Below are 19,512 nucleotides of genomic sequence, written 5' to 3'. Positions count from 1 at the left end.
TTTGTTTAGTTAAAGGATTATAACCATGATTAAGTTCGGAACAGGTGGCTGGCGCGCTTTTATCGGCGAAGAGTTTACCAAAGATAATGTCCAACTCGTCGCTCAAGCACTGGCCAATATCATCAACAACGAAAAGGTTGCAGATAAAGGCTTCATCGTCGGTTACGACCGCCGCTTTTTATCAGACAAGGCAGGCCGCTGGTTTACAGAGGTTCTCGCAGCAAACTCAATCAAAGTCAGCTTTATTGATAAATTTGTCCCAACACCTATCGTAATGTTCAAAGCAAAAGAGATGGGCTGTGCTTATTCTGCATGTATTACCGCTTCGCATAACCCTGCTGACTACAACGGTATCAAGGTGTTTATTGAAGGCGGTCGTGATGCGGATGAAGTGATCACTGAAAAGATCGAAACTCAAATTGCACAACTAACCTTAGATAAAGTACAAAGCGTCGAGTTTGACCAAGCAGTTGAAGATAAGCTCGTTGAGGTCATCAACCCGATGAACGACTTCGTCGATTCAATCATTAACTTTATTGATATCGACGCCATCAAAAAAGCCAACCTTCGTGTACTGATTGATCCTATGTTTGGTGTAGCAAAAAATGCCCTACAGACTGTACTGATCAACGGTCGTTGTGATGTTGATGTAATCAATGATGGCAAGAACCCTGACTTTGGCGGCTTAATGCCATCACCAAGCGCAGCAACCTTATATCGCCTAAAACACCTTGTCGCAGCAGAAGGCTATGATATTGGTATTGGTACTGATGGCGATGCTGACCGTTTAGGGATCATCGATGAAAAAGGTAACTTCATTCACCCGAATGAAGTGCTGATGCTACTTTACTATTACTTGTTGGAGTACAAGGGCTGGAAAGGTTCTGTCGTCCGTAATATTGCCACAACTCACATCCTAGATAAGATCGCTGAAGATCATGGCGAGAAGTCATTCGAAGTGCCAGTGGGCTTTAAACACATTAGCTCACAAATGGAAGCAGACGACTCGCTGATTGGTGGCGAAAGCTCTGGCGGCCTAACCATTCGCGGTCATATCAAAGGAAAAGATGGGGTATTTGCCTCAAGCCTCTTAGTTGAAATGTTATCCGTGACGGGCAAAAAACTGTCTGAGCTACTTGATGAGATTTACGGTAAGTATGGCTACGCGTACACAGCCGAAGGTGACTGTACATTTAAGCCAGCCCAGAAAGAGACGCTCCACAACCGTATTTACGTTGAAAAGCAACTACCTGAATTTGAATATGAGATTTATAAAGTCAGCTACGATGACGGAGCCAAAGTGTACTTTAAGAATGGCGGCTGGGTCATTGCTCGCTTCTCTGGTACAGAGCCATTGCTGCGTATCTTTGCTGAAATGGCAGATAAAGAGACTGCAGAGAAGGTTGTACTGCAAGTGAAAGAGTTTTTACAACTCTAATTTACTTGATTCACTACCCTATAGGTGGATGTCTTTGCCCGGCCGTATAGCCGGGCTTTTTTAAACGTAAACCTTATAAGGATTAGCTTTGAAATGCCTCTCGTTGCGACACTGTTTCAAACCAACGAGCGATATTAGGGTAGCTGTCTAGAACATCAATCTGAAGACCATTAATAGCAAAGCCAATAAAAATGTACCCAGTAATGTCTACAATGGTGAAATCATCCGTCGCAATATGCTTACTCGCGGCAAGCCTGTTATCCAAAACAGGAAGAAATTCACTCACTCGAGATTTCGACTCCTCTCCCCATGCGGCGACACAGTTTTCACGATCTTGATATATAGCAGTGATATTACGAAACGCTTGAAAAGCAGTATACAAGCCTTGGAATTCGACCACGCGATGCCACATTTCTATTTGGGCACGCTCAAGCGGATTAGCACCAAACAAAGCAAGTTTATTGGGGAATGTTTCATCAAAGTAGCGGCAAATCGCTACACTCTCACAAATCGTTGTGCCGTCTTCGAGCTCTAATAAGGGTACTTTTCCATTAACACTTTTTGATTTAAAGCCATCAGCTAGGTTATCACCGTCGCGGACATTGAGCGCAACTCGCTCAACCTCCCCTCCGATTTCTTTTAGAAAGATATTCACTCGTTTACAGCTTGGCGTCATAGCGGTTTCATACAGTTTCATTTCACTTCCTTGTTATTTTTTAACCTGTTAACTGGAATTGTATTAACGCTCAGCCCAAAAGAGAGCAAATAAATCACTTATTCATTCTAGAACGCTAACACACCCTGAGTTTCGATTTTAACTGCCACCTGTTGACCGATAGAAAGAGGTTCTGCAGAACTAGCAAGCAAGCGATTCCCGCTAGCATCGATCACATAGCGACAATGGTCGCCCATAAACTGCTGCTCAAGCACTTTTACGCTGCTCTCTTCGGCAGCATGAATCTGAACATGCTGCGGTCTAAGTAGTAACTGGCAACTCGCACCAATTTGAATATCATGCTGAGTAATCGCTTCCACGACGCCCAGATCGGTATTAAACTGCGACTCAGATGAACGGGTCGCAGTTAGGTAGCTCCCCCCACCTAAGAAGTCAGCAACAAACTTACTTGATGGCTGATAGTAAAGCTCACTTGCCGTACCATATTGCTCAATCACACCGTGGTTCATTACCGCCATTTTGTCAGCAAAAGCAAAGGCTTCTTCACGACTGTGAGTTACAAATATTGCTGTAACACCCTGCTTCTTAAATATCTTACGGATCTCACCAATCAATTCGTGGCGCACTTGAGTGTCGATATTTGAGAAAGGCTCATCAAGTAGCAATAGATCTGGCTTGTAAGCGAGTGAACGAGCAATAGCAACACGCTGCTGCTGACCACCTGATAACTGATGAGGATAACGCTCACCATAACCAGATAAATGAACTAGCTCTAGCATCTCATCAACTTTGCTACTCTTCTCTGTGACAGAGAGTTCGCGAAGACCAAAAGCAATGTTCTCTGCTACCGTCAGATGTGGGAACAGCGCATAATCTTGAAAAATCATTCCGATATTACGCTGCTCTGGTGGTAACCAGTTGTCACCATCATCAATCATCATACAGTTCAGGCTCATGGTACCTGAACTCAAAGGTAACAATCCTGCAATAGCTTTCAGTAATGTCGTTTTACCGCAACCACTTGCGCCTAATAGACAAACAATCTCACCTTGAGCAACTTCAAACGATAAAGACTCTAAAACCTTTGTCTGCTCGTCGTATTTACACGTTAAGTTATTAATTGATAGTGCACAGCTCATTAGTGGGAATGCTCCAGTGAACGGTTAACAATGACTAAAGGAACTAAGCCAACTAACACCAATAACACCGCAGGCATCGCTGCAAGTTCCAAGTGTTCATCAGAAGCAAAGTTATAGACATACGTAGCTAAGGTTTCAAAGTTAAAAGGTCTTAACAGCAAAGCAGCATTGAGCTCTTTCATTGATTCAATAAAAACAAGCAAACCTGCTATCAATGCACCGCGACGGACTAACGGGAAATGAATACGCCATAACATGGAATTGGCATTGCAACCCATTGTGCGCGAAGCCATATCAAGAGAAGGAGAAACCTTGCTTAAACTACTCTCAATACTACCAATCGCTACAGCAGAAAAGCGTACTACCATCGCAAAGATTAACGCAAACATTGAGCCTGAGAAAATCAGACCCGGGCGCCCCCAATCCATCCATTTGGCAATATCATTAACCAAATGATCCATGAACAATACTGGCACCATGACACCAATTGCTAGCACAGTTCCAGGGACGGCATAACCCATAGAAGCAATGCGCATAAATGTCAGGCTTCTACGTCCTGGGTTCACACGCTGGCAAAAGTTAACTATTAGCGCAACAAAGACACCAATGAACGCCGCGCTGAAAGACACGTACAGGCTATTGATCGCATATTCACGAAATTCAGCCGTCCAACTTTGTGCAAAATATTTGTAAGCATAGATGACCAACTGACCCAAAGGAAAAATAAAGGCGATACAAACCAGCCCCCAACACCAAGAGACCGCTAGCCATTTCTTCCAACCTACCAACACGTAGCGAAAATCTTCTCGGCTACTGTACTGATTTTGGAACAGCTTTTGTTTGCGACGGCTGTATCTTTCAGAGCTTAAAAGCAAGATAACGACCACCAGCATAATCGCTGAAATCTTAGCAGCCGCCGTTAAGCTGGAATACCCAAGCCAGGTGTCATAAACAGCCGTCGTGAGAGTGTTAACCGCAAAATAGCTCACCGTACCGAAATCACCGATGGTTTCCATCGCAACTAAAGAAAGGCCAACTGCCATAGAAGGGCGGACTAAAGGTAAAGAGATGCGTCTGAAGCTTTCCCAAGGGGAGCATTTAAGTAAACGAGCAGATTGGAGCAGTGAAACGTTCTGCTCCATAAATGCGGCTCGGCATAGCAAATAGACGTACGGATAAAGAACCAAGGACAGAACGATAATCGCACCAGTAAGGGTTCGAATATCAGGGAACCAATATTCACCTGGTCCCCAACCGGTAAGTTCTCTTAACAGAATCTGGACTGGGCCGGCAAAATCAAACCAGTCCGTAAAAATATAACCAACGATATAACCCGGCATAGCGAGGGGAAGCACAAGCGCCCATTGCAACACTTTTTCTCCAGGGATTCGGCACATCGCCATAATCCAAGCAGAGGGTATACCTAAAGCGAGAGAAAGCACCATAGTCCCCAATACAAGCACAACCGTATTGTAGGCATACGTGGGCATAACTGTGGACATTAAATGAGTGAAGAGCTCATTTGTTTCCCCAACAGCTGTCATAAATATTGCTAAGATCGGCAAAACCAGTAACAAAGCCAATACTCCGCTACTGGTTTTCCATAAGTAATTCTTTTCTTTCATCGCCTAATTACAACGAGGCCGTATGAAATACAAATGCGTTTGCAAATACATCTCATATCCCTTTGATAGTCTAAGGGTATTTATACCCATATACGTCAGTGACTTCAAGACACACAATTCATTAGCGTGCAACGTGAACGCTTTAGCTAGAAAGCAAACAACCCCAAGGGCCTGTTAAACGGCACTTGAGGTTGTGGTCTTAATAGGTCAAAGACCCACTACAAAGACTATTATAGGTCGAATTTCACTTCGTCTAGAAGTTTGATAGCAGCCTCATGGTGATCTGCGATCTCGTCTAGAGAGATAGTGTCAGCTTTGAACTCACCCCAAGAAGCAACTAGCTCTGAAGGCTTAACGTCCGCTTTCACTGGGTATTCGTAGTTAACTTCTGCGTACATACCTTGAGCAGTGTTACCCGCTAGGAATTCCATTAGCTTAACTGCGTTCTCTTTGTTAGGAGAGTATTTAGCCATCGCCATACCAGAAATGTTTACGTGAGTACCTGTTGTAGCTTGGTTAGGGAAGTTGATGTAAACCGCATCAGCCCATGCTTTCTGCTCTTTATCGTTAACCATCTTACCTAGGTAGTAGCTGTTACCAAGAGAAACGTCACATAGACCTTCTTTGATTGCTTTAACCTGTGCACGGTCGTTACCTTGAGGTTTACGTGCTAGGTTTGCTTTTACGCCTTCTAGCCACTCTTTAGTTTCAGCTTCACCTTTATGAGCGATCATAGAAGACACTAGAGATACGTTGTAAGGGTGCTTACCACTACGAGTACAGATTTTACCTTTGAACTCTGGCTTAGCTAGGTCAGCGTAAGTGAAATCTTCACCTAGGCGGCCTACACGGTCACGTGAAGAGTAAACGCTACGAGTACGAGTTGTTAGAGCAAACCACTCATTGTCAGTGTCTTGGTACTGAGCAGGGATGTTTTTCTCTAGGATATCGCTTTCTACCGCTTGAACTAGATCTTGTTTAGTTAGCTCAGATAGGCGGCTGATGTCTACAGTTAGAATCACGTCAGCTGGGCTGTATTCGCCTTCTTGAGCTAGCTTCTCTGCTAGACCTTTCTTTGCAAACTTAACGTTTACTTTAATACCTGTTTCTTTAGTGAACTCGTTGAACATTGGCTCAACTAGGAAAGGTTGACGGTAAGAGTATACGTTCACTTCTTCTGCAGCGATTGCCGCTGTAGGTGCGATTGTCGCGCATGCTAGAGCAGAAAGAGTTAGCAGTTTTTTCATTGGTTCAGTCCTTTAACTTCGTAATGATAACGTTTATCAGTTGCGTTATTATATTCATCATAATTTAGAAAACAATGATTAGAAACAAAAAAACCTGCTCATCAGAGCAGGTTTCAAGTGGCGAAAATGTAAATTTCTGTAAATTATTTCACTGTTACAAATTCTGGATAAGCGCCAACACCACAGTCATGCATATCCATACCTTCTAGCTCTTCGTCTTCTGAAACTCGGATGCCTATTGTCGCCTTAAGGATAGCCCACACAACCAAGCTTGCACCAAATACCCAAGCGAAGATTACTGCAGCACCAAGTAACTGAGTACCAAATGTTGCGTCGCCATTGCTTAGAGGAACAACCATTAGACCAAAGAAACCACATACACCGTGAACAGAGATTGCACCAACTGGATCATCAATCTTCAGTTTATCTAGGCCGATGATGCTGAATACTACGATTGCACCTGATACTGCACCAATTGCTACAGCGTATAGCGGAGATGGTGATAGAGGGTCCGCTGTGATGGCAACAAGGCCTGCCAACGCACCGTTCAAGATCATAGTTAGATCCGCTTTACCCCAAGTCGTTTTACATACAAACAGAGCCGCAATTGCACCTGCTGCCGCCGCCGCATTAGTGTTTAGGAAGATTTGACCCACAGCAGTCGCATTCTCAAAGTCAGAAACCATAAGTTGAGAACCACCGTTGAAACCGAACCAACCAAACCACAGGATAAATGTACCTAAAGTCGCAAGTGGCATGTTTGAACCAGGAATTGGGTAGATCTCACCATTCTTACCATATTTACCTTTACGAGCACCTAGTAGTAGAACACCTGCTAGAGCTGCTGCTGCGCCTGCCATGTGAACAATGCCTGAGCCTGCGAAATCACTGAAGCCAGCTTGTGATAGGAAGCCACCACCCCAAGTCCAGTACCCTTCCATTGGGTAAATGAACGCTGTTAATACTGCTGAGAAGATTAAGAACGACCACAGCTTCATACGCTCAGCGACTGCACCTGATACCACAGACATTGCTGTTGCTACGAATACGACCTGGAAGAAGAAGTCTGACTCTAGAGAATGGTCAGCACCTTCACCTTGTGTGCCAATGAGAGCACCAAATGATGGTAGCCAACCGCCTTCACCATTATCAACATACATGATGTTGTAGCCAACAATCAGGTACATAGTACAAGCAATCGCGTACAGACAGATGTTCTTGGTCAAAATCTCAGTAGTGTTTTTCGAGCGAACAAGGCCAGCTTCTAACATGGCAAAACCTGCTGCCATCCACATTACTAACGCACCTGAAATGAGAAAGAAAAAAGTGTCTAATGCGTAACGTAACTCGGTTACTGTTGTTGTTAATTCCATTTTATTGTCTCCAGTCCTTAGAATTCTTATAGCGCTTCAGCGTCCATTTCGTTGGTACGAATACGCACTGCTTGAGTTAGGTCATACACGAAGATCTTACCGTCACCGATCTTACCTGTATGTGCCGCCTTAGTTACGGCTTCAATAACTCGGTCTACGTTCTCTTCCTGTGTTGCGATTTCTAGTTTCACTTTTGGCAAGAAATCCACTTGGTACTCTGCACCTCGATAAAGTTCGGTGTGACCTTTCTGACGACCAAAGCCTTTAACTTCTGATACTGTCATCCCTTCAATACCTACATCAGCTAGCGCTTCACGTACATCATCTAGCTTGAACGGTTTTATAATCGCATTAATTAGTTTCATCGCATCCTCTCTGAAAACTGTCGTCCTTTTGTCTTATACAATCCAAGGTGCGTGCCAACTATTTATCTTATTGATTTTATTAATAAACCCGCATAGCCACCTCCTAAAAGACAAAAAGGGCGCACCATATCAGTGCGCCCTTTTCCCAATCTTAAAGCAAGACGATTAAACCTCACCAATACTGTGCATCTACTTCGTGGTTAAAAACTCTTTCCACTGTTCAATCATCAGTTCAAAGTCCTCTAACCCACAATTAGCAGTGCTTTCACTGTCATAAAAATCGAACTCACTATCAGCGTCCATCTCATCACCATGTGCTAAGACGTTCTCTTGGACAATCACTTCATCACCTTGGATATTGACGCTAATCTCTGTCCCTAATAGAAGGTGCTCTTTTTGAGGTTCCATTCGAGCTTGGTCGGTTAACTGTTCAACTTGAGCAATCTTGTCCCAGTTTTTGCCTATCTCTTCTTGAAGCCAACGACCGACAATTTCATGGCCCATACTCGACTTAACATAGTATTCGCCCATTAATGTGTTTCTAATAAATTCGAATTCCATCGGTCAGTTACTCTCAAAAAAATGGACCGAGAGTATATAGCGTTCAATCTCCAAGCACAAAAAAAGCGCCTACCGAAGTAGACGCTCTCAATTCTATGCCTCAATCAAATATGACGAGGATTTATGCTGGTTCTTGGAAAATAACCGTATCCGCTTTCTCTGTGTACTGACCCATCTTATGGAAGTTCAGGTAACGGTAAGTATCTGCTGCCGTTGCATCAATCTTCTGAGCGTACTCTAGGTACTCTTCTTTAGTCGGAATGCGACCTAAGATAGCACCCACTGCAGAAAGCTCTGCCGACGCTAGATAAACGTTCGCACCTGTACCCAGACGGTTCGGGAAGTTACGCGTTGATGTAGACATTACTGTTGCTTTGTCTGCTACGCGTGCTTGGTTACCCATACATAGAGAACAACCCGGAGTTTCAATACGAACCCCTGCACGGCCAAAGATACCGTAGTAACCTTCTTCCGTTAGCTGATCTTTATCCATCTTAGTTGGCGGAGCCACCCATAGACGTGTGCTTAGCGAACCATTGAACTCTTCTAGCATCTTACCCGCTGCACGGAAGTGACCAATGTTAGTCATACAAGAACCGATGAACACTTCTTGAATTTCTGTACCTTGAACGTCAGACAGTAGGCGTGCATCATCAGGATCGTTTGGTGCACATAGTACTGGTTCAGTGATATCAGCAAGGTCAATCTCAATGACATGAGCATATTCAGCGTCAGCATCTGCAGATAGAAGCTCTGGGTTAGCCAACCACTCTTCCATTGCTTTAATACGACGTTCAATCGTACGCACGTCACCATAACCTTCTGCGATCATCCACTTAAGCATAGTGATGTTCGAGTTTAGGTATTCTTCGATAGACTCTTGAGAAAGCTTAACTGTACAACCTGCCGCAGAACGCTCTGCTGAAGCATCTGAAAGCTCGAATGCTTGCTCAACTGATAAGTGCTCAACACCTTCGATCTCTAGTACGCGACCTGAGAATTCGTTGATCTTACCTGCTTTTTCTACAGTTAGTAGACCTTGCTTGATGCCGTATAGTGGAATCGCATGTACTAGGTCACGTAGCGTGATACCTGGCTGCATTTCACCTTTGAAGCGAACCAAGATTGACTCTGGCATATCAAGAGGCATAACACCTGTCGCAGCGGCAAATGCTACAAGACCTGAACCTGCTGGGAATGAAATACCTAGAGGGAAACGAGTATGCGAGTCACCACCTGTACCTACTGTATCAGGCAGAAGCATACGGTTTAGCCATGAGTGGATAACACCATCACCCGGACGCAGTGATACACCGCCACGGTTCATGATGAAATCTGGTAGCGTGTGGTGAGTGTTTACGTCTACTGGTTTCGGGTATGCAGATGTGTGACAGAAAGACTGCATTACAAGGTCCGCAGAGAAACCCAGACATGCAAGGTCTTTTAGCTCATCACGCGTCATAGGACCTGTCGTATCCTGAGAACCTACAGTCGTCATCTTCGGCTCACAGTATTGACCTGCACGAACGCCTTCTACGCCACATGCTTTACCAACCATCTTCTGAGCTAGTGTGTAGCCTTTATCTGAAGCTGATGGATCAACTGGCTTAGCGAATAGATCTGTCTCTTCTAGACCAAGAGATGTACGAGCACGGCTTGTTAGACCACGACCGATGATCAGTGGAATACGACCACCAGCACGAACTTCATCAAGCAGTACTTTGCTTAGTTCGAAGCTTGAGATTTCTGCGCCATCTTTACGTACAACACCTTCGTATGGGTAGATATCAATCACATCGCCCATGTTCATGTCTTGTACATTCAATTCAATTGGTAGTGCGCCAGAGTCTTCCATTGTGTTGTAGAAGATTGGAGCGATCTTACCACCTAGACAAACACCACCAGTGCGCTTGTTCGGTACGTATGGGATATCTTCACCCATAAACCAAAGTACAGAGTTTGTTGCAGATTTACGTGAAGAACCTGTACCAACAACATCACCTACATACGCCAGAGGGATACCGTCTTTTTGCAGTTCTTCAATCTGTTTGATTGGACCGACAGTACCCGCGTCATCAGGGTTAATGCCGTCACGCTCCATCTTCAGCATCGCTTTAGCGTGTACTGGGATATCTGGACGAGACCATGCATCTGGTGCTGGAGATAGGTCATCGGTGTTGGTTTCACCAGTGACTTTGAATACTTTAACCGTGATTTTTTCTGCAACTTTTTCTTTTGCAGTAAACCACTCAGCGTCAGCCCATGACTGAAGCACTTGCTGTGCAGAAGCATTACCTGCTTTTGCTTTCTCTTCTACGTCATAGAATGCATCAAACATCAGTAGAGTGTGTGATAGTGCTTTCACTGCAATAGGAGCTAGCTCAGCGTCATCTAGAAGAGAAACCAGTGATTCGATGTTGTAACCACCTTGCATTGTACCCAGCAGCTCTGCCGCTTTCTCTTTGCTAACAAGTGGAGATGATACTTCGCCTTTAGTAACGGCTGTTAGGAAGCCTGCTTTTACGTATGCAGCTTCATCAACACCAGGTGGGATTCGATTCTCTAGTAGGTCAAGAATAAATGCTTCTTCACCTTGAGGGGGATTTTTAAGAAGTTCAACTAGGCCAGCAACTTGCTCAGCATCTAGTGGTTTAGGAACAACTCCTTCGGCAGCACGCTCTTCGACGTGTTTACGGTAGGCTTCAAGCACGACTTTTTTCCTCTCATTGCGGTTCCTCCCTCTTATTACTATTTATTCAAAGAATAAGGGAGTGAACATCCTTGGAAACTTGGCTCTCCTTGCCATATTTTTCATTCAATGCTGACTGAGAAACAGTGCCAGAGAGGCCAAACTGTGGGCGGTAGGATAGCAAATTTAACGTTAAATTAAAATCTCATCATTTTGACCAACATAGCAACTTAAGACTAAAGTTCTATGATTTTCCTTACTTACTCGCCCCAATATCCCACTCTATGAGAATGAGCTATTGAGGCTGTTAATGCATTTCACTCTACTTGAAGGTGGTACCGATAATAAGGTAAACCGAGTCATAGTTTTCTTCAGTACGACCATAAGCAAACATCATCGGGCCAATCGGTGAGTTAACTCCAAAGAACACCGAGCCCGCTGCATAGAGTGGTGCTTCATTGAGTTCTAGGTCAGGGTCAGACCAAACGCCGCCATACTCTAGAGAAGCACCGACATAAAATGGTGAGGTAAACAAACCAAAGTCATTATCGAACCAACGATAGCGATACACTAAGCTACCAAACACTTTGTTTTGCCCAATCAAGCTATTACGCGCGACACCAGATAGGTTGAGGAAACCACCGATTTCTTTAGGGTCGATCGGCACTGATGAGCTTTTGCTTTCAACAAATCCAACGTCTGCGTTTGCGACCAAAGTATGGCGAGAAAAGGTGTGCGCAGCGATCATTTTGGCGCCAAACTCATAAGATGTGTCTTTATCTCGCTGCCCTTCAATGAGCGTTGTGTCTCCTACACTCTCATCATGCGAAATAAGATAATCAAGATCTAAGTAGAAACCAGTCCTTGGTAAGCTGTAATCATCTAAGGTATCGATTCGATAATTGGCAAATGCGCCCATTCGTCTAAACGACACGTCACCATATAACGGAATACTAGCTAACTCACCTTTACCATCGGTATAACGAGCGCCTAACATAAAGCGGCGCCATAAGGTATCTTGATAACCAAGCGCCCATTCAGCAACCCACTCAGTATAAGCGACTGGAATGTAGTTCTCGGTGGCAGATAAGCTGGTATCTTCAAAGCCGAGTAGTGGCGCATTTCGTTTCTCGTTGTTGTACGTTAGCCCCAATTTAGTAAAGGTTTTTTGACTTGAAAACAATGGAGAATAGAGCTCGGCTTCAATCAATTTATCGGTACCGATTTCAAAATTGGTTCTTAACTCTGCACCATGTGAGTTAAGGCCTGTGAAGTTGGTAGAGACACCAATAGAGTACTGACTGTCAGTACTAAAATCATCTTCAAGGAAGAAGCGGAAGTTAACGTAGTTCGGTCCCCAAGACTTCTCATTCACATCGACTATTAAGGCATCTTGACCGTCAACTTCGTCATAGCGATAGGTAACCAACTCGAAGCGATCAAGGGCATAGAGATTTTGAACACCACTCTCTACTTCAGCGATAGAATATTTCTCGCCTTCTTGAAGGTTTAAGCGATTTTCCAGCAAAGTGTCTGTGTAGTGTGTGTTATTGGTAATAACAATGTTCTCTACCGTTATGTCATCTCCGTAACGAAGTTGACGACGAGCTTGCTGCTTCTGCTCGATATAAGCTTGGTACTCAGACGAACTTAAACTGAGAACCGACAACTTATCTTTTAGCGACATCGCTTCTTGATAACCTTCTTCAAAAGCTTCCGGCATCTTATCGAACTCGGTTGTCTCCATGTCGCCCACTTCAGGCTTTAGGAAGTAATCTTTCTCAGTTAAGGTTTTCGCTTGTCGATTTGTGGTGCTTCTTACTAGATAGTTAGAGAGTTGGTCCGCGACAGAAAACAGGTTAGTAAATTCATCTTCATCTTTGTAATCGGTACTAATGTCTACCGCTATAACAATGTCTGCACCTAGCTCTCTAGCGACATCAACAGGCATATTGTTTGTCACGCCACCATCTACCAACAGTCTTCCGTCCAAGTTATACGGTGGAAGCGCACCAGGCACGGACATACTTGCCATCATGGCATCAACCAAATAACCATCACCAATGACAACAGGTTCAAGCGCAACGATATCTGTCGCCACAGAGCGGTATGGGATAGCTAGCTCATCAAAAGAGTCAAACGGTGGTAAGTTGCCTGCAGTTTCTCGCAACAACTTGAGCATACCCTGACCTTGAACAATACCTTTTGTACCGCGAATTTCTCCCCAACGGAGGCCGAGATCCGTGGTCAGTTGGTATCTGTCTTCGTATTCTTTGTCTTGTACTTTTCGTTGGCTGCGGTCAACTCGATCACGGTAGCCGCTATTCCAATCCACCGTGTCAATATAGGCTTCAATCTCTTCAGCACTCATACCTGTCGCGTATAAGCCACCAACAAAAGAACCCATACTGGTACCCGTAATATAATCGACAGGAACTCTCAGCTCTTCCAAAGCTTTTAGTACACCAATATGCGCAGCGCCTTTTGCTCCGCCACCAGCCAATACTAAAGCGATTTTTGGTCTTGGAGCATCCTCTTCAACGGATTGCGCCGACACACCAAATGCCACCATAGAGAATATGCTAATGATGAGGTAAGCCATCTTTCTCACGATATGAGTTCCTTTCTAAAGTCGTTCCTATGTTTATACTGGGTGTATAAATTGGCGTAAAGACCTAATTCTCTTAATTATTAGTCAAATAGACTGCTACCAAGTAAATAATTTTTTGATCCACTGCTTCGGTTGGTTTTCACACTGACTCTTAAATGTTCCTTGTGCATCCCAAACCGGCAATTTAAATGCATTCTCACAATCTAAACCTAAACTACCTTGTGCAGTTTTACTAAAGCCGTAAGTCGATATTTCTTGTGGCCAAGGCAGACTCAGCTTTTGAGGAATACGATGTTTAAGGTACTCAGCATACACACGTAACGCACCACTAGAACCCGTTAACTTAGTCGGTTTATTGTCATCTCGACCAAGCCAAATCGTCGTCACCTCTCGTCCATCGACTCCGACAAACCAACTATCTCGAGTATCATTACTGGTGCCCGTTTTCCCTGCTAGCGCAGCCCATGAGAACTGGCTATTGAGGTAGCGACCTGTACCTTCTAACACCCCTCGTTTCATAGCATAGGTGGTCAGCCATGCGGCTTGTTGATTTACCGTCTGAGAGACTCTTGGCAAAGATTGAAAAAGCACATTCCCTTCAAGATCAATAACCGAGCGAAGTGCTGACAACCTAGCTTGCTTACCGGAGTTAGTCAGTGTTTGGTACATCTGCGCCACTTGGAATGGAGTTAAAGTAAAAGACCCTAGGAACATCGATGGGACTGGGCGTATTTCACTCTTATCTACCCCAAGGTTTTCCAACGTTTCCACCACACTAGGAATGCCAACCTTCATACCTAACTCAACCGTCGGTACGTTAAGAGATTTTGCAAGTGCAGTGTATAGTGGCACATCACCACGGAATTTTCGGTCGTAGTTTCTTGGCGACCAAATATTACCTTTACTACCTTTTAAGCTGATTGGCTTGTCATGTAAGGTGGTGGCTAAATTATACTTTTCTGGTTGCTCTAACGCGGCCAGATACACAGCCGGTTTTGCTAACGAGCCAATCTGACGGCTAGCATTGAGCGCTCGGTTAAAGCCATCATAACCAGTACGTTTTCCGCCAACCATCGCTCGAATCTCACCGGTATGACGATCAACGGCAACTGCTGCTCCCTCTAACGATTTACCCGCTACACTAGCGAGCTGAGGAATCTTTTTAGCGATCGCTTGCTCTAGCTTTTGCTGAGATACCGGATCAAGCGAGGTAAATACTCGTAAGCCGACATCAGATTGAAATGCTTCGCCTACCTTCTCTTTTAGCTCTATTTTTAGCTGCTGGAAATAAGCTGGTTGTCGGCTCGCAATACGAGGGTTGTCTTGAATATCAAGAGGTCGACTTGCCGCCATATCATATTGATTAGCCGTCAAAATATCCTGTTGCATCATCAAGCGAAGTACCAGGTCGCGGCGCTTCTTCGCTCGTTCAGGAAAACGAACCGGATTGTAATAGGATGGACCTTTAACCATACCAACTAACAAAGCAAGCTGATCAATACGCAGTTCTTGTATCGGCTGACCAAAGTAGAGACGAGAAGCAAGACCAAAACCGTGCACCGCTTCCCCAGCACTCTGACCAAGGTAAACTTCATTTAAATAAGCTTCTAAGATGCGGTCTTTGCTGTAACGGTAGTCTAAGATCAACGCAATGTAAGCCTCGCGAACTTTTCGCCACAAGGTTCGGTCACTGGAAAGGAATATATTCTTAGCCAACTGCTGCGTCAGGGTACTGCCACCTTGTACAGTGCGACCAGCTTTCACGTTAGCAACCAAAGCTCTCGCAATCGCTACTGGGGAAACCCCGTCGTGCTGATAGAAGTTTCTATCTTCAGTCACCAACAACGCATCAACCATCACCTCTGGAAACTGATCTCGACGTAAGAAAAGACGTTGTTGGTCATGATTCTTTTCAAGCATGCCCAACATCTTAGGCTCGATACGCAAGTACCCCATATCCCCTTTTCTTTCTAGGGATTGGATACGGGTCAGGCTACTAGAATCAAAATGAAGCATGACATGACGATCTGGCTCAGGCCCATCACTGAACTCAAACGGTCGACGAATCAGTTCAATCTTTGTTGAAGACGAAGAATACTCACCAGGATAACGAGGTTGGCGTACTTTACGGTAGTTCAACACATCCAATTCGTTGCGAACTTCTTGAATGGTGATCGAATCACCAGGCGCTAGATTGAGGATTCGTGCGTAGACAACGGTAGGCAAATCAAACAACTGCCCTTCAAAGCGCTGTTTCACCACACTATCTAAATAAATTCCTACAAAGAGTAGAACAGCAAAGACAGCGACACCAAGCTTCCAACCGATCCCCCACAAGACTCTAAGCCAATTTCTCTGGCCTGTTTTACTTGGCTTACGCTTGGTCGATTTTCTACTAGGTTTTCGAGCGGGCTTTTTGGTCGTCTTGGTTGTTTTGTTTTTAGCGCTCGCCGTGGTGTTTTTCTTGGTCATGAATTTAACTGTCGTTTGGTTTTCGTTGTCGCTACATGTGTTGCTGGATTATCTGGCCATACATGTTTCGGATAGCGCCCTTTCATCTCTTTTTGCACTTCTTTATAAGCTCCAGCCCAAAAGCTTGCGAGGTCACGGGTCACTTGAAGTGGTCGTTGAGCAGGAGAAAGCAGCTCAAGCACTAATCTTTTTCTTCCTTGTGCAATTTCTGGGGACGCTTGCTCACCAAACACTTCTTGTATTCGCACCGATAATACGGGCTCTTGACCATATTGATAACGGATTTTCTTTTTGCTTCCAGTTGGTACTTGGTAATGCGTCGGCAACCATTTTTCGATCTCTTGATTCAACGGCCAACCCAAATAGGCAAGGAGTGCAGCTTCAAGATCCACTTTCGCTAGAGCTTTAACTGAATTCACGCCATTCAAGTAAGGCTCTAACCATTCATCCAGTTGGTTAAGAAGAGACTCATCATCGAGTTTTGGCCAAGCTTGCTCTGGTAACCACTCTTGCCCGCAACGAAGACGTTCTAATAAATCTTGGCTTGCAGACGTCCAATTTAATACTGAAAGCCCTTTGCGGCGAATGAAATTAAGTAAAGCTTCAGTCATTTTTTCACTAGATGGCTCTGGCAGCGCTTTAGTTTCAACAACTAAGCGTCCTAACTTGGTTTGCTGCTGGGCAAAGAGTCGTCCTTTCTGTTCATCCCAATCAACACTATCAACTGACTCAAACAAATCAGGAAAACGAGACTGAAGCTGACTAATATCCAGTTCAATCGCCGAAAAGACCATTGATGAATCAGAATGACTGCGCATCAGATCAAGCACAACTAAATATTCACTGCTCGCGAGACGCTCAGTATCTTGCAATTCAGCGCCGTGCCCATTGGCTAATACAAATCGACCTATTTGATTTCGACGAGCCTGAGCAATCCGATCGGGAAAGGCCATCACCAGCAGCACCGAGACTTGTGACTCATTAACATCAGTCAATTCAAAGCTATGCTGCAACTTTTTCGCCAACGTTTTTGCACGTTGAGTCACCAGCTTCTGCTTACTGTGTTTGCCTAGTTTCAAACGATAAACACTATGAATAAAGTCCAACGTATTTCGCTCAGGTTCTTCTAGTAATGCGCTAATCGCTAGTGCTGTGTTTAACTCAGTTCCAGCATTAGCTAACATCGCACTTGCTCGAGGCTCCAAGCCCAATTCACCAGCCAAGAAACCTGCTTCAGTGAGCTGCCCTTTGCCATCAATAAGTCCTAGTTTAACCAATAATGTTTTAGCCTGGTTAATCGCCGCTGCAGGGGGGACATCAAGCCAACTAAGGTCATCAGGGTTTTGAGCTCCCCACTGAGCCAGCTCTAGCACCAAATTAGATAAATCTGTATGAACAATTTCTGGTTGTGGCACGTAAGGTTGCTGATTGAGTTGTCCTTCGCTGTAAAGGCGCACACAGATCCCAGGTTCAATACGGCCAGCTCGGCCTGCACGCTGCTCGGCAGAAGATTGAGCAATTCGAACTTGCTCCAATCGAGTCACACCACTTTTTAAATCGAACTTAGCAACACGCTCCAAACCTGAGTCCACAACCAAACGAATACCTTCAATCGTTAGAGAGGTTTCTGCAATGTTAGTTGCCAATACCACCTTACGCTGACCGTTTGTTGCAGGCTGAATAGCGGCTTGCTGCTGATTAAAATCGAGTTGACCATACAATGGACACACATCAATATCAGAAGGAAGTGCTTGCAGCCTTTCTTCAACTCGCTTGATGGCAGCTACACCAGGTAAAAAAGCCAACAAAGAACCAGTCTCAGTTGCTAATAAACTCGTGATCTGCCTTGCCATAAGATCTTCTATTCGATCATTGGGTTTAGTTGCAATGTAACGATACTCAACCGGATAGCTACGACCGTGAGATTCAATAAAAGCGGCATCTGGAAGGAGTTTTGCTAAGGCGTGTTGATCAAGCGTTGCCGACATAACGACTAACTTAAGATCGTCACGCAACGCTTCTTGAATTTCTAGGCAGAAGGCCAATGCGGTGTCAGCATGAATACTGCGCTCATGGAATTCATCGAATATGATCAAATCTACACCTGATAACTCAGGATCAGATTGAATCATGCGTGTCAGCACCCCTTCTGTCACCACTTCAAGCTGAGTGTGCTTACTCGTCTTGTTTTCCCCACGAACACGATAGCCAACACGTTCACCAACACTCTCATCTAACTGCTGCGCAAGATAACGGGCAATGTTTCTTGCCGCTAAGCGTCGTGGTTCAAGCATAATGATTTTGCCATCAATCACATTCTCCAGTAGCAACTGCAAAGGGAAATAGGTCGATTTACCTGCGCCAGGAGCCGCTTTTAAAATCAGCTGAGAGCTTTCGCGCACACCAGAGAGTAGCTCTGGCATCACGCCTTGAATAGGCAATTGTGACAATGGGGAAACCTTGTGGTGTAATGATGACAAGTATTGTACATAAAAACAGTAACTAGTCCCAAATGAAGTTCGAGCCAGCATTAGAACAAGCAACATTAATCAAGCGCTACAAGCGTTTTCTGACTGACATAACTTTGCCTGATGGCAGTGAACGTACGATCCATTGTGCCAATACAGGTGCGATGACAGGTTGCGCGACTCAAGGCAATAAGGTGTGGTATTCCACCTCTGATAACCCAAAAAGAAAATACCCAAATAGCTGGGAGCTCACAGAAACCGGATTGGGGCATCGCATCTGCATTAATACTGCTCGAGCGAATCAACTGGCTGTTGAAGCTATCGAGTCGGGTGTCATTAAAGAGCTTCAAGGATACGACCAACTTCAAACTGAAGTAAAATATGGCAAAGAAAATAGCCGGATTGATATCTTGCTCAATTCAGAAAATGCACCAAAATGCTATATAGAAGTAAAAAGCGTAACCTTATTGGATGAGAAAAAATCAGGGCAAGGGTATTTCCCAGATGCCGTCACTACTCGCGGCCAAAAACATCTGAGAGAACTCACAGAAATGGCGCAAAGTGGAAGCAGAGCAGTACTTTTGTTTACTGTTTTACACTCAGGTATTGAAAAAGTTTCTCCTGCGACCCATATAGACGCCAAATATTCACAATTACTTAAATACGCACAAGAGCAAGGAGTGGAAGTCCTGTGCTACAAGGCAGAACTTTCCAACAGTGAGATAAAATTAGTGGAAGCGCTCAATTTCAGTCAATAACGACTAAAAGTGATGACACCTTCACATTGACAATAACTTTACTCACCAGTATTTGCCTCTGATGACTCTTTTTGCTATAGATACCCGCCT

General features: G+C 44.5%; 13 protein-coding genes. 2 read left to right on the top strand and 11 right to left on the bottom strand.

What is annotated here, in order from left to right:
• Positions 1–25 precede the first annotated feature (25 nt).
• Complete coding sequence (locus tag AAFX28_RS11170) at positions 26–1,438, top strand: phosphoglucomutase/phosphomannomutase family protein (RefSeq protein ID WP_408687687.1); 1,413 nt, start codon at positions 26–28, stop codon at positions 1,436–1,438.
• An 82-nt stretch (positions 1,439–1,520) separates the two neighbouring features.
• Here the strand turns inward: AAFX28_RS11170 and AAFX28_RS11165 are convergent, their stop codons facing one another.
• The 11 genes from AAFX28_RS11165 to hrpB all read right to left on the bottom strand — a co-directional run bounded on the left by AAFX28_RS11165 (position 1,521) and on the right by hrpB (position 18,646).
• Positions 1,521–2,135, bottom strand: a complete 615-nt coding sequence (locus tag AAFX28_RS11165) for a glutathione S-transferase (protein ID WP_408687685.1) — start codon at positions 2,133–2,135, stop codon at positions 1,521–1,523.
• An 86-nt stretch (positions 2,136–2,221) separates the two neighbouring features.
• A complete protein-coding gene (locus AAFX28_RS11160) occupies positions 2,222–3,253 on the bottom strand; it encodes an ABC transporter ATP-binding protein (RefSeq protein WP_408687683.1) in 1,032 nt (343 codons plus the stop codon).
• A complete protein-coding gene (locus AAFX28_RS11155) occupies positions 3,253–4,878 on the bottom strand; it encodes an ABC transporter permease (RefSeq protein WP_408687681.1) in 1,626 nt (541 codons plus the stop codon). The genes AAFX28_RS11160 and AAFX28_RS11155 overlap by 1 nt, the downstream gene beginning before the upstream one ends.
• 230 nt (positions 4,879–5,108) lie before the next feature.
• Entirely contained in the window at positions 5,109–6,125 is a 1,017-nt protein-coding gene (locus tag AAFX28_RS11150) for a Fe(3+) ABC transporter substrate-binding protein (RefSeq protein ID WP_408687679.1), read from the bottom strand.
• Positions 6,126–6,268: 143 nt separating this feature from the next.
• On the bottom strand, positions 6,269–7,498 hold the full coding sequence (locus AAFX28_RS11145) for an ammonium transporter (protein WP_408687677.1): 1,230 nt from the start codon (positions 7,496–7,498) through the stop codon (positions 6,269–6,271).
• A 26-nt stretch (positions 7,499–7,524) separates the two neighbouring features.
• The gene (locus tag AAFX28_RS11140) at positions 7,525–7,863 is read right to left on the bottom strand and encodes a P-II family nitrogen regulator (protein ID WP_171759803.1); all 339 of its coding nucleotides are present in this window, start codon (positions 7,861–7,863) and stop codon (positions 7,525–7,527) included.
• A gap of 189 nt (positions 7,864–8,052) precedes the next feature.
• The gene (locus AAFX28_RS11135; RefSeq protein ID WP_408687675.1) at positions 8,053–8,424 is read right to left on the bottom strand and encodes a YacL family protein; all 372 of its coding nucleotides are present in this window, start codon (positions 8,422–8,424) and stop codon (positions 8,053–8,055) included.
• A 121-nt stretch (positions 8,425–8,545) separates the two neighbouring features.
• A complete protein-coding gene (gene acnB, locus AAFX28_RS11130; RefSeq protein ID WP_408687673.1) occupies positions 8,546–11,134 on the bottom strand; it encodes a bifunctional aconitate hydratase 2/2-methylisocitrate dehydratase in 2,589 nt (862 codons plus the stop codon).
• 301 nt (positions 11,135–11,435) lie between these two features.
• Positions 11,436–13,715: a patatin-like phospholipase family protein gene (locus tag AAFX28_RS11125; protein WP_408690860.1), complete on the bottom strand. Its 2,280-nt coding sequence runs from the start codon at positions 13,713–13,715 to the stop codon at positions 11,436–11,438.
• 105 nt (positions 13,716–13,820) lie between these two features.
• Positions 13,821–16,196 (bottom strand): penicillin-binding protein 1B, encoded by a 2,376-nt coding sequence (gene mrcB / locus AAFX28_RS11120; RefSeq protein ID WP_408687671.1) that lies wholly within the window; start codon positions 16,194–16,196, stop codon positions 13,821–13,823.
• Positions 16,193–18,646: an ATP-dependent helicase HrpB gene (gene hrpB / locus AAFX28_RS11115; protein WP_408687670.1), complete on the bottom strand. Its 2,454-nt coding sequence runs from the start codon at positions 18,644–18,646 to the stop codon at positions 16,193–16,195. Before hrpB ends, mrcB begins: the two co-directional genes overlap by 4 nt.
• Positions 18,647–18,708: 62 nt before the next feature.
• On the opposite strand from hrpB, the gene sfsA reads away from it, so the two are divergent.
• Positions 18,709–19,422 carry a DNA/RNA nuclease SfsA gene (gene sfsA / locus AAFX28_RS11110; RefSeq protein WP_408687669.1) on the top strand — a complete coding sequence of 238 codons (714 nt, stop codon included), beginning with the start codon at positions 18,709–18,711 and terminating at the stop codon, positions 19,420–19,422.
• Positions 19,423–19,512: the final 90 nt, after the last annotated feature.

Source organism: Vibrio sp. TBV020 (assembly GCF_046056895.1).
Lineage (GTDB): Bacteria > Pseudomonadota > Gammaproteobacteria > Enterobacterales > Vibrionaceae > Vibrio.
The sequence above is the reverse complement of the archived record's forward strand: the minus strand, read 5'-3'. Positions and strand labels throughout refer to the sequence as shown.